16 protein-coding genes are annotated in these 13,789 nt (G+C 70.0%); 4 read left to right on the top strand and 12 right to left on the bottom strand.

From position 1 onward, the window contains the following. Positions 1-42: 42 nt before the first annotated feature. Both MRBLWH7_RS03805 and recO read right to left on the bottom strand, forming a co-directional pair. Positions 43-858 carry an isoprenyl transferase gene (locus tag MRBLWH7_RS03805; protein ID WP_341999301.1) on the bottom strand — a complete coding sequence of 272 codons (816 nt, stop codon included), beginning with the start codon at positions 856-858 and terminating at the stop codon, positions 43-45. Beyond that, positions 855-1,598, bottom strand: coding sequence for a DNA repair protein RecO (gene recO / locus MRBLWH7_RS03800; protein ID WP_341999299.1), 744 nt, complete (start codon positions 1,596-1,598; stop codon positions 855-857). Before recO ends, MRBLWH7_RS03805 begins: the two co-directional genes overlap by 4 nt. A gap of 83 nt (positions 1,599-1,681) precedes the next feature. Here recO and MRBLWH7_RS03795 point away from each other — a divergent pair, with 83 nt between their 5' ends. The 3 genes from MRBLWH7_RS03795 to MRBLWH7_RS03785 are packed head-to-tail and all read left to right on the top strand — an operon-like array spanning position 1,682 to position 3,500. Continuing rightward, the gene (locus MRBLWH7_RS03795) at positions 1,682-2,146 is read left to right on the top strand and encodes a MarR family transcriptional regulator (RefSeq protein ID WP_341999297.1); all 465 of its coding nucleotides are present in this window, start codon (positions 1,682-1,684) and stop codon (positions 2,144-2,146) included. After that, entirely contained in the window at positions 2,143-2,793 is a 651-nt protein-coding gene (locus MRBLWH7_RS03790; RefSeq protein ID WP_341999295.1) for a hypothetical protein, read from the top strand. The genes MRBLWH7_RS03795 and MRBLWH7_RS03790 overlap by 4 nt, the downstream gene beginning before the upstream one ends. Positions 2,794-2,813: 20 nt before the next feature. Then, a complete protein-coding gene (locus MRBLWH7_RS03785; RefSeq protein ID WP_341999293.1) occupies positions 2,814-3,500 on the top strand; it encodes a TRIC cation channel family protein in 687 nt (228 codons plus the stop codon). 57 nt (positions 3,501-3,557) lie between these two features. Here MRBLWH7_RS03785 and leuA read toward each other — a convergent pair whose 3' ends face one another. After that, positions 3,558-5,318, bottom strand: coding sequence for a 2-isopropylmalate synthase (gene leuA, locus MRBLWH7_RS03780; RefSeq protein WP_341999291.1), 1,761 nt, complete (start codon positions 5,316-5,318; stop codon positions 3,558-3,560). A gap of 259 nt (positions 5,319-5,577) precedes the next feature. On the opposite strand from leuA, the gene MRBLWH7_RS03775 reads away from it, so the two are divergent. Continuing rightward, positions 5,578-6,207, top strand: a complete 630-nt coding sequence (locus tag MRBLWH7_RS03775; protein WP_341999289.1) for a hypothetical protein — start codon at positions 5,578-5,580, stop codon at positions 6,205-6,207. A gap of 6 nt (positions 6,208-6,213) precedes the next feature. Here MRBLWH7_RS03775 and MRBLWH7_RS03770 read toward each other — a convergent pair whose 3' ends face one another. The 9 genes from MRBLWH7_RS03770 to hrcA all read right to left on the bottom strand — a co-directional run bounded on the left by MRBLWH7_RS03770 (position 6,214) and on the right by hrcA (position 13,718). Continuing rightward, positions 6,214-6,402, bottom strand: coding sequence for a hypothetical protein (locus MRBLWH7_RS03770; protein ID WP_341999287.1), 189 nt, complete (start codon positions 6,400-6,402; stop codon positions 6,214-6,216). A gap of 92 nt (positions 6,403-6,494) precedes the next feature. Then, positions 6,495-7,421, bottom strand: a complete 927-nt coding sequence (gene era / locus MRBLWH7_RS03765; RefSeq protein WP_342001902.1) for a GTPase Era — start codon at positions 7,419-7,421, stop codon at positions 6,495-6,497. A 14-nt stretch (positions 7,422-7,435) separates the two neighbouring features. Continuing rightward, the gene (locus MRBLWH7_RS03760; RefSeq protein ID WP_341999285.1) at positions 7,436-8,788 is read right to left on the bottom strand and encodes a hemolysin family protein; all 1,353 of its coding nucleotides are present in this window, start codon (positions 8,786-8,788) and stop codon (positions 7,436-7,438) included. Continuing rightward, positions 8,785-9,255 carry an rRNA maturation RNase YbeY gene (ybeY, locus tag MRBLWH7_RS03755; RefSeq protein WP_159844058.1) on the bottom strand — a complete coding sequence of 157 codons (471 nt, stop codon included), beginning with the start codon at positions 9,253-9,255 and terminating at the stop codon, positions 8,785-8,787. The genes MRBLWH7_RS03760 and ybeY overlap by 4 nt, the downstream gene beginning before the upstream one ends. Beyond that, positions 9,252-10,283, bottom strand: a complete 1,032-nt coding sequence (locus MRBLWH7_RS03750) for a PhoH family protein (RefSeq protein ID WP_342001901.1) — start codon at positions 10,281-10,283, stop codon at positions 9,252-9,254. Before MRBLWH7_RS03750 ends, ybeY begins: the two co-directional genes overlap by 4 nt. 52 nt (positions 10,284-10,335) lie before the next feature. Beyond that, the gene (locus tag MRBLWH7_RS03745; protein WP_341999282.1) at positions 10,336-10,683 is read right to left on the bottom strand and encodes an HIT domain-containing protein; all 348 of its coding nucleotides are present in this window, start codon (positions 10,681-10,683) and stop codon (positions 10,336-10,338) included. Positions 10,684-10,769: 86 nt separating this feature from the next. After that, positions 10,770-11,507, bottom strand: coding sequence for a 16S rRNA (uracil(1498)-N(3))-methyltransferase (locus MRBLWH7_RS03740; RefSeq protein ID WP_341999280.1), 738 nt, complete (start codon positions 11,505-11,507; stop codon positions 10,770-10,772). A 3-nt stretch (positions 11,508-11,510) separates the two neighbouring features. Then, a complete protein-coding gene (gene dnaJ / locus MRBLWH7_RS03735; protein WP_341999278.1) occupies positions 11,511-12,626 on the bottom strand; it encodes a molecular chaperone DnaJ in 1,116 nt (371 codons plus the stop codon). A gap of 51 nt (positions 12,627-12,677) precedes the next feature. Then, entirely contained in the window at positions 12,678-13,718 is a 1,041-nt protein-coding gene (hrcA, locus tag MRBLWH7_RS03730) for a heat-inducible transcriptional repressor HrcA (protein ID WP_341999276.1), read from the bottom strand. Positions 13,719-13,789 lie beyond the last annotated feature (71 nt).

The following is a 13,789-nucleotide window of genomic DNA, read 5'->3' as shown; positions in this document are numbered from 1 at the left end:
GTGAGGGCTCGCTGGATACCCCGTCCGTCGCCGGAGCGCAGCTCAGGTCGTCGCTGAGGCGTCCGGCGCGTCCACCGCGCCGCCGAAACGGCGATTGCGACCGAGGTACGTGTCGATGCCGCGCCACAGGTCCTCTCGCGTGAAGTCGGGCCACAGCGTGTCGAGGAACACGAGCTCCGCGTAGGCGGACTCCCACAGCAGGAAGTTCGACGTTCGCTGCTCGCCGCTCGAGCGGAGGAACAGATCGACATCCGGCATGTCGGGGCGGTAGAGCCTCCGCTGGATGAGCTTCTCCGACACGGCCGAGGGCTTCAGGCGTCCCGCCGCGACGTCGTCGGCGATCGAGCGCATCGCGTCGACCAGCTCGATGCGGCCGCCGTAGTTGACGCACATCGTCAGCGTCAGCACGTCGTTGCCCGTGGTGAGCTGCTCGGCGAACTGGAGTTCCTTGATGACGCTGCCCCACAGGCGGGGCTTGCGGCCGGCCCACTGGATGCGCACGCCCCACTCGTTGAGCTGATCGCGGCGGCGGTGAAGCACATCGCGGTTGTAGCCCATGAGGAAGCGGACCTCGTCGGGCGAGCGCGACCAGTTCTCGGTCGAGAAGGCGTAGACCGAGAGGTGCTTCACGCCCGCCTGGATCGCGCCGGCCACGACGTCCAGCAACGCAGCCTCTCCCGCCTTGTGCCCCTCGATACGGGTAAGGCCGCGGCGGTTCGCCCAACGGCCGTTTCCGTCCATCACGATCGCGACGTGGTTCGGCACGGCGCCTCTCGGATACTCCGGCGGGTGCACGCCGGTCCAGTCGAGCGGGCGGTACGGCACCGCGTCGCGGTGCGTGTAGGGCTTCGGGGTCACCTGGAGCCTTCCTGCGGGGCTGTCGAGACATGCGAGAGCGAACGGATGCCGCGCTCGAGGTGCCACTGCGCATAGGCGGCGATGAGACCCGATGCGGCGGCGGTCGACCCCGGGGACGCAGCATCCACCACGTCCCACTCCCCTGCCATGAGCGACTGCAGGAGCGATACGGTGGCGGCGTCGACGCGGGCGGCGCCGGTCGGAGCGCAGTCGCGGCAGACGATGCCGCCCTGCTGGGCCACGAAGGTGTCGTGGGGGCCGCGGCGCCCGCATCGCGCACACTCGCCGAGACCGGGCGCCCAGCCTGACAGTGCCATCGCGCGGAGCAGATACGAATCGAGCACGCTGCGTGCGGCATGCTCGCCGCGCGACAGGGCACGGAGTCCCCCGACCAGGAGCAGGTACTGCTGGGGCGTCGCCTCCGCCTCGTTCAGGCGGTCGGCCGCCTCGACCATCGCGTGCGCGGAGGTGTACCGGTCGTAGTGGGCCACGATCTCGGCGCCGTACGAGCCGAGCGATTCGGCCTGCTGGACGATGTCGAGCGATCGCCCCTGGTACAGCTGCACGTCCGCGACCATGAACGGCTCGAGTCGCGCGCCGAAGCGCGACGACGTGCGACGAACGCCCTTGGCGACGGCGCGCAGCTTGCCGTGACGGCGGCTGAGCATCGTCACGATCCTGTCGGCCTCCCCCAGCTTGTGGGTGCGCAGGACCACGACTTCATCGCGGTAGGTGGGCACGCGTCAATTATCCCTGCGCTCCCGTACGATCGGGCGGCACGACGCCGCGGGCGACATGCGCGAAGTGATGTAGTCTATTCACTATGTCTGGTACTCAGATTCTCGACACCCTGCTCGCGCTGTCCGGCGTCCTGGGCGCCGATCAGGAGCGCGAGCTCGACCGCCGAGGCCTCACTCCCGCCCGCACCCACCTGCTGTGGCTCGTCTTCCACGAGGGCCCGCGCACCCAGACCGAGCTGGCGTCCGCGCTGGGCGTCACGCCGCGCAACGTCACGACCCTCGTCGACGGGCTCGAGGCCACCGGCTTCGCACGGCGCGAGCCGCATCCCCATGACCGCCGAGCGGTGCTCGTGACGCTGACCCCACGCGGTGAGGAGGCGATGCGGGCCATGGATGCCGAGCACACCGAACTCGGGGCGCACCTCATCGACGGCCTCGACGAGGCGACGACGCAGGCCACCCTGCGGGGGCTGACACACGTCCTCGACCGCCTGACCCGGCTCATCGACGAGCACGAGGCCCGCACCGCCGAGGACGGCCGATCATGAGCATCGTCGACGACCGTCCCGGGCCGGCCACCGTGGCCGCGTGGCCGACGAAGCTGCGCACGCTCGCCCGCCGCGCGTGGATCATGGAGCTCGGGGTGTACCAGAGCATCTACCGCCTCGTGTTCCGTCGACCGCGGGTTCCCGCGGGCGCCAGCGCGTTCCGGTACCACTCCCCTGTCATGACCCTGCTGGTGATCTTCATCGTGCTGTCGGCCGTCGAGATCCCGATCCTGGATCTCATCGTCCACCGGTGGGCCTGGGTCCGCATCCCGCTCCTCATCCTCGGCATCTGGGGCGTGACCTGGATGCTCGGGCTCCTGTTCGGCTACCTCACCCGACCGCACGCGGTCGGGCCGGACGGCATCCGGGTGCGGCAGGGCGCAGAGCTCGATCTCGACCTGCCGTGGGACGTCGTGCAATCCGTCGAGCGCTCTGCGCACCGCGTCGACAAGGCGCCGGCCGTCATGGACGAACCGGAGGGCCGCACGTTCGCCGCGCGTATCGCGAACGAGACGAACGTGCTGATCCGACTCGAGCACCCGCTCGACGTGCGGCTTCCGCAGGGCCGCGACCGCATCGAGGCGGTGCGGCTGTGGACCGACGATCTCGACGGCTTCCTGTCGGCGGTGCGCACCCACATCCCCTGATCGCCGTCGACAATGGAGGGGTGGACGAGCCGGTCTTCGTGATCCCCCTGTGGGCCGACCTCATCGCCGTGGGTCTCGGCGGCATCCAGGGCGCCCTGTTCGCATCGGGCTTCCGCGGCGAACGGCGGCTCGACCTGCTCGGCGTCGCGATCATCGGCATCGTCATGGGCATGGGCGGAGGTCTGATCCGCGACCTGCTCCTCAACGTCGCGCCGACCACCCTGCAGAGCAACTGGTACCTGCTCACCGCTGCCGGCGCGGCCTTGTTCGGGATGCTGCTCGCCGGCCTCTTCCAGCGACTGAACGCCGTCATCGTCGGCCTCGACGCCCTGGTCATCGGCCTGTTCGGGGCATTCGGCACGAGCAAGGCACTCGTGCTCGGTCTCCCGCTCGTGCCCGCCGTGTTCGTCGGGGTGTGCGCGGCCGTCGGCGGCGGCATCCTCCGCGACGTGATCATGGGGCTGCCGGTCGCGATCCTGCACGTCAGCTCCCTCTACGCGGCAGCGGCGGGCATCGGATGCCTCGTCCTCGCGACCGCCGAGCAGCTTGGAGCGAGCGTGGTCGTCGCCGCGGTGATCGGCATCGTCGTGACGACCGTGATACGCCTGCTCGCGGTCATCTTCGACATCTCCCTCCCGGAGCAGCGCGCGCTCTACCGCCGCAAGGTGGCCGTGGAGACCTCGACGATCCCGATCGTCAAGCCCTGAAGCACACCGACGGGCGCGCGCGGGGATCACCCGCGCACACCCGTCGACGGTTCGCGCTCAGACGCCCGCGAGGGCTCCGGAGCGCTGCCGCGTGCGGATGGCGCGGTTCACGCCCGACACGATCGCCTTGAGCGATGCGGTCGAGATGTCCGAGTCGATGCCGACGCCCCAGAGGCGCTCGCCGTCGACCTGGAGTTCGATGTAGGCGGCCGCCTGCGCGTCGCCGCCAGCGCTGAGGGCGTGCTCGACGTAGTCGTAGAGCGTCACGTCGAATCCCTGTGCGCGGATGATCTCGAGGAACGCGGCGACAGGACCGTTGCCGTGCCCGGATGCCTCGAACCGCTCGTCGCCGTCACGCAGCGTGATGTCGAGCGCAACGTCGCCCGACAGGTCGCTGCGGGTGCTCGTGGCCAGGAGCTCGAAGCGGCCCCAGCGCTCGTCGGCGACCTCCGACGGCAGGTACTCATCGGTGAAGATCTTCCAGATCTGGTCGCTCGTGACTTCGCCGCCCTCGGCGTCGGTCTTGGCCTGAACCACGCCCGAGAAGTCGATCTGGAGCTTGCGGGGCAGATCCAGCGAGTGGTCGGTCTTGAGCAGGTACGCGACGCCGCCCTTGCCCGACTGCGAGTTGACGCGGATGACCGCCTCGTACGAGCGGCCCAGGTCCTTCGGGTCGATCGGCAGGTACGGGACCGCCCATTCGATCTCGTCCACGGTCACGCCGGTGGCTGCGGCGCGGGCGTCCATCGCCTCGAAGCCCTTCTTGATGGCGTCCTGGTGCGAGCCGCTGAAGGCGGTGAAGACGAGATCGCCCGCCCACGGGCTGCGCTCATGCACGGGGAGCTGGTTGCAGTACTCGACCGTGCGCTTGACCTGGTCGATGTCGCTGAAGTCGATCTGGGGGTCGATGCCCTGCGTGAACAAGTTGATGCCGAGCGCCACCAGGTCGACGTTGCCCGTCCGCTCGCCGTTGCCGAAGAGGCACCCCTCGATGCGGTCGGCGCCGGCCATGTAGCCGAGCTCCGCCGCCGCGATCGCGGTGCCGCGGTCGTTGTGGGGGTGCAGTGACAGGATGACGTTCTCGCGGTGAGCGAGGCGACGGCTCATCCACTCGATCGAGTCTGCGTAGACGTTCGGCGTCGCCATCTCGACGGTCGCGGGCAGGTTGATGATGACCTTGCGCTCGGGCGTCGGCTCGAAGATCTCGATGACCTGGTTGCACACGCTCAGCGCGAACTCGAGCTCTGTGCCGGTGTAGCTCTCGGGCGAGTACTCGTAGAAGACCTTGGTCTCAGGGATGCGCTTCTCGAACTCGCGGCACAGGCGCGCGCCCTCGAGGGCGATGTCGATGATGCCCTGCTCGTCGGTGCGGAAGACCACCTCGCGCTGCAGCACGCTCGTCGAGTTGTACAGGTGCACGATCGCCTGCTTGGCGCCGGCGATGGATTCGTACGTGCGCTCGATGAGGTGCTCGCGGGCCTGCGTCAGCACCTGGATCGTGACGTCGTCGGGGATCAGGTCCTCTTCGATGAGCTGACGCACGAAGTCGAAGTCGGTCTGGCTCGCCGAGGGGAAGCCGACCTCGATCTCCTTGTAGCCCATCCTCACGAGCAGGTCGAACATGATGCGCTTGCGCTCGGGGCTCATCGGGTCGATGAGCGCCTGATTGCCGTCACGCAGATCGACGGCGCACCAGCGGGGTGCGGTCGTGATGCGCTGGTCGGGCCAGGTGCGGTCGGGCAGATCCACGGTGATCTGCTCGTGGAACGGCCGATACTTGTGGGTCGGCATGCCCGAGGGCTTCTGAGTGTTCTCCATGATGTCGTCGCTTCTCTCGTCTGTCCGAGCGTCGGCCCGATGGGGGCGGCTCGATGCCTGATGATGCGGGCCAACGAAAAGCTCCGCGACGAGGAAGGCCCTAGAACGAGGTCTCGTCGCGGCGGCTAAGAAGGAGAAGCCCGCCGAAGCGCATGGCATCAGGCTACACCCCGTTCCGGGCAGCAGCGAACAGATGACGAACGGATGCCGCGCCATGACGCACCCGAGACGATCGGCGTCGGGGCGACACCATGTAGGCATGAGAGGTCTCCGTCGCCCGCTCGGCATCGCCGCCACCGCCGCCTTCGTCGTCCTCGCTGCCGCCGCGTGCGCGAGCGCGAGTCCTGGCGGGTCGCCGCCGCCGACGTCGCCCAGAGCGGTGACACCGGTGCCCCCCGAGGGCGAGGTGGCGGCCACCGGCACCGTCCTCGACACGGGCGGCGTCACGCAGCTGTGCCTGGGCGCGGTGGCGGAGTCGTTTCCCCCGCAGTGCTCGGGAATCCCGCTCGAGGGCTGGGCGTGGGGCGGGCTCGAGGGTGCGGAGTCTTCGGGGGACGTCACCTGGGGGGCCTACGCCGTGCGCGGCACGTACGACGGCGAGACGTTCACCTCGGTCCAGCCGCCGATCCTCCTCGCGCTGTACGACCCGATCCGGCCGGAAGACCCGACGGGCGGGAAGCCGGGGAAGGGCGACGAGGCGACCCTCGCCGCCATCCAGGACGAACTTCCCGAGAAGCTCGGCGATGCGTACCTGGCCTCGTATCCGCAGGACGGCAGGCTGTGGGTCGACGTGGTCTGGGACGACGGGAGCCGGCAGGCTGCCGTGGACGCGGAGTACGGTGCCGACACCGTCGTCATCCGCTCGGCGATCACCGAGACCGGCGGGTGAGCCGGGTCAGTCGTCGCACTCGCAGACGAGGTTCCATTCGACGACGCGGTCGCCCTCGTCGGGACGCGCCCATGCTTCGGCCTCGGCGCGGCTCGCGAACTTCCGCGGTGCGAGCCTGCCGTTCGCCATCAGCACGCCGACCGCGATGTCGTCGCGAGGGTCGCTCCACGGCAGGACCGGAGAATGCTTCGTCATCGCGACTCCTCCTCTCTCCGGTCGACTCCACCAGGCTACGCCCGTAGCGACGCGGAGGCGCCGGTTCGCGGCATCCGTCCGCCGTGTCCGGGTCAGAAGCCGAGGCGGCCGAGCTGCTTGGGGTCGCGCTGCCACTCCTTCGCGATGCGCACGTGCAGCTTGAGGAACACCTTGGTGCCCAGCAGGGGTTCGATCTGCGCGCGGGCGCGGGTGCCGACGTCGCGCAGCCGGGAGCCCTTGTGCCCGATGATGATGCCCTTCTGACTGTCACGCTCGACGACGATGTCGGCGTAGATGTCGGTGAGGTCGGAGTCCTCGCGGGGCGCCACGTCCTGCACGACGACGGCGATCGAGTGCGGCAGCTCGTCGCGTACGCCGTCGAGCGCGGCCTCGCGGATGATCTCGGCGATGCGGTCCTCGGTCGACTCGTCGGTGACGACACCCTCGGGGTACAGTGCGGGGCCCTCGGGCATGAGGGTGAGAAGCTCGTCGCTCAGGACGTCGAGCTGGTCGCGCGTGAAGGCGGACAGCGGGATGACGGCGGCCCAGTCCTCGCGGAGCTGATCGACTTCGATGAGCCTCTCGGTGATCTGCTCGCGGGTGGCGGCATCCGTCTTGGTCACGACGGCGACCTTCTTCGCGCGGCCGTAGCCGTTCAGCGATTCCGCGATGCGACGGTCGCCGGGGCCCACCTTCTCGGTGGCGGGCACGCAGAAGCCGATGACGTCGACGTCGCCGAGCACCTGCTCGACGAGGTCGTTGAGACGCTGCCCGAGGAGCGTCCGCGGCTTGTGGAGTCCTGGGGTGTCGACGATCACGAGCTGACCACCGGGGCGGTTCAGGATGCCGCGGATCGCGCGGCGCGTCGTCTGCGGCTTGTCGCTGGTGATCGCGACCTTCTCGCCCACCAGTGCGTTGGTCAGCGTCGACTTGCCCACGTTCGGCCGGCCCACGAACGTGACGAACCCCGAACGCCCTTCGGTGGGAACGGCGGGCGAGTCGGTCCCGGGTGCCGGCATGGGATCGTTCTCGGTCATGACGTCTCTTCCTTCCGAGGCAGCCGGATCTCGCCGGTGCGGGGGCTCACGATGCGGATCTCGCCCGTGCGCGGCGGACGGCCGACACCCAGTGCGGGGTCGCCGCGCTCGACGAACACCGTCGAGATGCCGCGTCCGCGCCCACGTGACGCGCCGCCGGTGAGCACGAGGCCGGCATACTCCGCCGTCGCGCCGGGCTGGGGAACGCGGCCGAGCGCCTTTCCGAGGAGTCCGCCGATCGAGTCGACGTCCTCGTCCTCCAGCTCGAGCCCGAACAGGTCGCCGACCTCGTCAAGGCCGAGGCGTGCGCTCACGCGGTAGTGCCCGGGCTCCAGCTCGGTGACCTCTTCGCCGCGGGGGTCGTACTCGTCCGAGATGTCGCCGACGAGCTCCTCGATGAGGTCTTCCAGGGTCACGAGACCCGAGACGCCGCCGTACTCGTCGACCACGAGGCACACGTGCACGGCGTCGCGCTTCATCTGCTGCAGCAGCGTCTCGGCCTTCATCGACTCAGGCACGAACACCGCCGGCCGTGCGATGCGGCTGATCGGGGCGTCCCGCCATCCAATCTCGTCGCGGAAGCCGAACTGCACGAGGTCCTTGAGGTACAGCACGCCCACGACGTCATCGGCGTCGTCGTCGACGATCGGCACGCGTGACACGCCCTTCTCGAGGAAGATCGTCATCGCCTCACGCGTCGAGGTGGAGGCATCCACCGTCACCATGTCCGTGCGCGGCACCATCACGGCTCGGACGAACGTGTCGGTGAAATCGAACACCGAGTGGATCAGTTCGCGATCGTCCTCCTCGATGAGCTCGTTCTCGGCCGCCTCGTCGATGATGCTGAGGAGCTGCTCCTCCGAGGCGAACGACGAACCGCGCGACGCGCCCGGCGTGATGCGCGTGCCGAGGGCGACGAGACCATGCGCGAGCGGCCCGAGGATGATGCGCACTCCGCGGACGATCGGCGCCGCGCCGCGCAGGAGCCGCTTGGCGTGGAGCCGTCCTACGGTGCGGGGGCTCGCTCCCACCACGACGTACGAGACACCGGTCATGAGCACCGCGGCGGCGAGCATCGCCCACCAGATGTTGTCGAACAGGTCCGTGAATGCGACGGTGACGAGCACGGCCGCCGTCGTCTCCGCGAGCACGCGGATGAAGATCACGGCATTGGCGTGCGCGTCGGGGTCGTCTGCGATCTTCCGCAGCGACACCGCATTGCGTCCGCCCGCTCCGAGCTCCGCGAGATCCGCCCGGGAGGTGACGCTGAGCGCCGCGTCGATCGCGACCATGAGGGCGCCGAACGCGAGCAGGAGCGCCGCGGCGACGAGCAGCAGGGCGGCGGTCATGCGCGAGGTCGTCGGCGTTCGGATGCCTGGAACGAGGTGATGAGCTCGCGCTGCAGTCCGAACATCTCCCGCTCCTCCTCCGGTTCGGCGTGGTCGAAGCCGAGGAGGTGCAGGAGTCCGTGCGTCGTGAGGAGGATGAGCTCGTCGAGCGTCGAGTGCTTTGCGGCGACCGCCTGGGTCTCGGCGACCTGCGGGCACAGCACGATGTCGCCGAGGAGGCCCGCGGGCGTGGGGGCGTCCTCCGTACCCGGGCGCAGCTCGTCCATCGGGAAGCTCAGCACGTCGGTGGGGCCGGGCTCGTCCATCCACTGCACGTGCAGCGCCTCCATGGCGCCCTCGTCGACCAGCAGGATCGCCACGTCGGCGTCCGGGCTGACGTGAAGCTCGGCGAGGTTGTGCTCCATGAGGCGGAGCAGCACCGTCTCGTCGACGGCGATCCCCGATTCGTTGCCGATCTCGATGGTCATGGGCGTCCTCGCTTCGGAAGGTGGTCACGCGGTCCGCCGCCGCGCACGGTGGCGGCGCGTCGCTCGGCGCGGTTGGCGAACTCGGATGCCTCGTCCCTCTCGCGACGCGCGGCGATCCGGCGCTCGTCGTACTCGCTGTAGGCGTCGACGATGCGGCCCACGAGGGTGTGGCGCACCACGTCATCGCTCGTCAGGTACGAGAAGTGGATGTCGTCGATGTCGCCGAGAACGCGGGTCACGAGCCGCAGGCCGGAGGCGCCCTGCGGCAGGTCGATCTGCGTGATGTCGCCGGTGACCACCATGCGCGTCCCGAAGCCCAGGCGCGTGAGGAACATCTTCATCTGCTCGGGCGTGGTGTTCTGCGCCTCGTCGAGGACGACGAACGAGTCGTTCAGCGTGCGGCCCCGCATGTACGCCAGCGGAGCGACCTCGATCGTGCCCGTCGCCATGAGCTTGGGCACCAGCTCCGGGTCCATCATCTCGTTGAGCGCGTCGTACAGCGGGCGCAGGTACGGGTCGATCTTGTCGGTGAGCGTGCCGGGGAGGAAGCCGAGCCGCTCCCCCGCCTCGACGGCCGGGCGCGTCAGGATGATGCGGCTGACCTCCTTGCGCTGCAGCGCCTGGACGGCCTTCGCCATCGCGAGATACGTCTTGCCGGTACCGGCGGGGCCGATGCCGAACACGATCGTGTTCTCCTCGATGGCGTCGACGTACGCCTTCTGGCCGAGGGTCTTCGGGCGGATGACCTTGCCGCGCGAGGAGAGGATCGCCTCGCCGAGCACCTCCGACGGGCGGGGGCCGCCCTCGCTGCGGAGGATGCGGTTCGACGAGGCGACGTCGTCCTCGCCGAGCGATTGACCCGCCTTCGTCATCGCGACGAGCTCGTCGACCAGCGTCCGCGCCGCGGCGACCGCCGCCGCCTCCCCCGTGAGCGTGATCTCGTTGCCGCGCACGTGCACATCGACACCCGGGTGCTCCTTCTCGACGACCCGCAGCAGGCGGTCCTGTGGACCGAGGAGCTGCACCATCGCGACGCCGTCGACCTCGACGTGGTCGCTCACGGTCTCATGAGCAGGTTGATCAGGCACCGACACTCTTCTCTTCGAGGCCTCCCGCGAGCACATGGGCGTGCACGTGGAAGATGGTCTGGCCCGCGTTCGGGCCGGTGTTGAACACGAGGCGGAAGTCCCCGTCGCCGTGCTCGGCGGCCAGCGTGTTGGCCAGGCCCACGAGTTCCGCCATGAGCTCCGGGTCGCCCGCCGCGAGCTCGACGACGTTGCGGTACTCCTCGGTTTTGGGGATCACCAGCAGGTGCAGGGGCGCCCGCGGCGCGATGTCACGGATGGCGAATGCGTTCTCGGTCTCTGCGACGATCTCGGACGGGATCTCGCCGTCCAGGATGCGCGTGAAGATCGACGGTTCACTCATGCGGCAAGTCTACCGACGGGGCCCTTCGACGGGCTCAGGGACCGATCGGCAGGCGCAGGGAACCGCTCGGTGAACCCGTCGAGCCGTCACCAGCGGCCGAGGGCCGTGCTGACGACCGCCAGTGCCGCGGGTCCCGCGGTGGACGTCCGCAGCACCGTGTCGCCGAGGCGCACGAGTCGCGCACCCGCGGCCGCGAGGGCGTCGAGCTCCTCCGCAGCGATGCCGCCTTCGGGTCCGACGACGAGCACGATGTCGCGTTCCTCGGCCGGCTCCACCCTGAGGGCGCTGATCCGCTCGGTCGCCGTCGGCTCCAGGATCAGGACGACGGATGCTGCCGCCCGCCGTGCGAGCGCCGCGGTCGTGGTCAGCTCCGCCACCTCCGGCACCCACGCGCGGTGCGCCTGCTTGGCGGCCTCGCGCACGATGGTCGCCCAGCGCGCCCGGCCCTTCGCCGCCTTCGCGGCGTCCCACCGCGAGACGCTCCGCGCCGCCTGCCAGGGCACGATCTCGTCGACGCCGAGCTCGGTCGCCGCCTGGACGGCGAGCTCGTCGCGATCCCCCTTGGCCAGCGCCTGCACCAGCACGACGCGCGGCCGCGGGGGCGCAGCATCCGTCCGCCCGTCGATGCGGACGACCACCTCCCGCGGCGCGACCGACTCGACGCTGCCGGTGAGCCAGGCGCCCCGCCCGTCGCCGACCGTGACCTCCTCGCCGACCCGCACGCGGCGCACGGTCGCGGCGTGGTGCGCCTCCGTGCCGGTGAGGGTCACCGTCTCGCCGGGGGCCGCATCGACGGGCTGATCGAGGAGGAAGTGCAGGGGCACGGGTCAGGCGTTCCGGAAGCGATCGCGCAGCTTCGCGAACAGGCCCTGATGGAACTCCGCCAGCTTCGGCGAGGGAGCCTTGGTGCGCTTGGCGAACTCCTCGATGAGGGCGCGCTCCTTGTGGTCGAGGCGCGTCGGGGTGACCACGTGCACACCGACCTTGAGGTCGCCCCGCTGGGAGCCGCGCAGGGGCGTGATGCCGCGCCCCTTGATCGTGAGGATGTCGCCTGCCTGCACGCCGGCCCGCACCTCGAGATCGACGGGGCCGTCGAGCGACTCGATCGTCGTCGTGGTGCCGAGGATCGCGTCGGGCATCGACACCTCGAGCGTCGCGAGCAGGTCGTCACCGTCGCGGCTGAACACCTCGTGCGGCTGCACGGTGACCTCGATGTACAGGTCGCCGTTCGGGCCGCCCGCCGGGCCGACCTCGCCCGAACCCGGAAGCTGCAGGCGCAGTCCGGTCTCGACGCCGGCCGGTATGTCGAGCGACACGGTGCGGCGCGCGCGCACGCGGCCCTGCCCCTGGCAGGTGGCGCACGGGTACGGGATGGTCGTGCCGTAGCCCTGGCAGACGTTGCACGGCTGGGTCGTGACGACGTTCCCGAGGAGGCTCCGCACCTGGCGCTGGACGTTGCCGGTGCCGTGGCAGATGTCGCACGTGACCGGGCTCGTGCCCGGCTGGCAGCAGGAGCCCTGGCAGGTCTCGCACACCACGGCGGTGTCGACCTCGATGTCGCGGTGCGTGCCGAAGACGACGTCCCCGAGTTCGAGCGTGACGCGCACGAGCGCGTCCTGGCCGCGCTCTCGACGCGACCGGGGACGACCGCCCCGCGACCCGCCCGCTGCGCCGAAGAACGTCTCGAAGATGTCGTTGAACCCGCCGAAGCCGCCGGCGCCGCCGCCGAACGGCGAGTCGCTGCCGCCCATGTCGTAACGTGCGCGCTGCTCGGGGTCGCTGAGGACGTCGTAGGCATGCGTCACGAGCTTGAAGCGCTCGGACGCCTCCTCGCCCGGGTTCACGTCCGGGTGCAGCTGGCGGGCCAGCTTGCGGTAGGCCTTCTTGATCTCGTCGGTGGAGGCGTCGCGTGAGACGCCGAGGACCTCGTAGTGGTCAGCCACATTCGCCTTCCTGCCGCGGCGAGGCCGCGGGATCGTGTGTGCGCGCGTGCGTCAGCGGGAGGTGTCGTCCTGCTCGAGCATGCGCGTGAGATAACGCGCGACGGCGCGGACCGTCGCGAGGTTCGTGGGGTAGTCCATGCGCGTCGGGCCGAGCACCCCGACGCGGGCGAGCGCGCCCGTCGCGTCGTAGTCGCTGGCGACGACGGATGCCTCGGCAAGACCGAACGCCTCGTTCTCACGGCCGATGCTCGCCGAGAGGCCCTGTTCGTCCGCGACCATCTCGCCCATCAGCCGCAGCAGGGTCACCTGCTCCTCGATCGCCTCGAGGAGCGGGTAGATGCTGCCGCGGAAGTCGGACTCGCGGCGGGCGAGGTTGGCGCTGCCTGCCATCACGAGTTTGTCCTGCCGGAACTCCTCGAGCTCTTCGGCGACGGCGCGCACAATCTCGTCTGTTGCGCGTTCGTGCGCAGGCGCTTGCGTGTCGGGGCCGTCGAGTCGCTCGGCGATGCGCTGCAGTCCCTCGCGCACGGGGCGGCCGACCAGGAGGGTGCCGAGGCCGGCGCGGATGTGCGCGAGATCCGCGTCGTCGAAGTCCTCGCCGACGAATGTCAGGCGCTGCGACACGCGTCCGGTGTCGGTGACCACGATCACCAGCATGCGTCCGCCGCCGAGCTGCACGAGCTCGACGTGGGTGACCGTGGCGCGGGCGAACGAGGGATACTGCACGATGGCGACCTGACCGGTCAGCTGCGTGAGCGCGCGCACGGTGCGCACGAGGACGTCGTCGAGGTCGCCGGAGCCGTCGAGGAACGAGGCGATGGCGGCGCGCTGGGCCGGCGAGAGCGGCCGGAGCTCCGCGAGGTGATCGACGAAGACGCGGTAGCCCTTGTCGGTCGGCACCCGGCCCGACGAGGTGTGCGGCGCCACGATGAGGTCTTCGTCCTCGAGCAGCGCCATGTCGTTGCGGATGGTCGCCGCAGACACGCCGAACGCGTGGCGCTCGACGATCGCCTTGCTGCCGACCGGCTCGCGCGTGTCGACGTAGTCCTGGACGATCGCCCGCAGTACCTGCAGACCTCGCTCGCTGACCATCCCGCCTCCTCACGCCGCAGCTGGCACTCGCACGACTGGAGTGCCAATTCTATCCGATGCGCTGTCAGGAT

Origin of the sequence: Microbacterium sp. LWH7-1.2 (assembly GCF_038397755.1) — a bacterium.
GTDB lineage: Bacteria > Actinomycetota > Actinomycetes > Actinomycetales > Microbacteriaceae > Microbacterium.
This window is presented reverse-complemented; position numbering and strand designations above follow the sequence as displayed.

Bases quoted from the DNA above. Each gene is read 5' to 3' on its own strand.
- era (WP_342001902.1), bottom strand. From the start codon at position 7,421: ATGCCGGCACCCGGGACCGACTCGCCCGCCGTTCCCACCGAAGGGCGT.
- MRBLWH7_RS03775 (WP_341999289.1), top strand. From the start codon at position 5,578: ATGAGAGGTCTCCGTCGCCCGCTCGGCATCGCCGCCACCGCCGCCTTC.
- ybeY (WP_159844058.1), bottom strand. From the start codon at position 9,255: ATGACCATCGAGATCGGCAACGAATCGGGGATCGCCGTCGACGAGACG.
- MRBLWH7_RS03745 (WP_341999282.1), bottom strand. From the start codon at position 10,683: ATGAGTGAACCGTCGATCTTCACGCGCATCCTGGACGGCGAGATCCCG.
- MRBLWH7_RS03750 (WP_342001901.1), bottom strand. From the start codon at position 10,283: ATGGTGCAGCTCCTCGGTCCACAGGACCGCCTGCTGCGGGTCGTCGAG.
- hrcA (WP_341999276.1), bottom strand. From the start codon at position 13,718: ATGGTCAGCGAGCGAGGTCTGCAGGTACTGCGGGCGATCGTCCAGGAC.
- leuA (WP_341999291.1), bottom strand. From the start codon at position 5,318: ATGGAGAACACTCAGAAGCCCTCGGGCATGCCGACCCACAAGTATCGG.
- MRBLWH7_RS03795 (WP_341999297.1), top strand. From the start codon at position 1,682: ATGTCTGGTACTCAGATTCTCGACACCCTGCTCGCGCTGTCCGGCGTC.
- MRBLWH7_RS03770 (WP_341999287.1), bottom strand. From the start codon at position 6,402: ATGACGAAGCATTCTCCGGTCCTGCCGTGGAGCGACCCTCGCGACGAC.
- MRBLWH7_RS03760 (WP_341999285.1), bottom strand. From the start codon at position 8,788: ATGACCGCCGCCCTGCTGCTCGTCGCCGCGGCGCTCCTGCTCGCGTTC.
- MRBLWH7_RS03790 (WP_341999295.1), top strand. From the start codon at position 2,143: ATGAGCATCGTCGACGACCGTCCCGGGCCGGCCACCGTGGCCGCGTGG.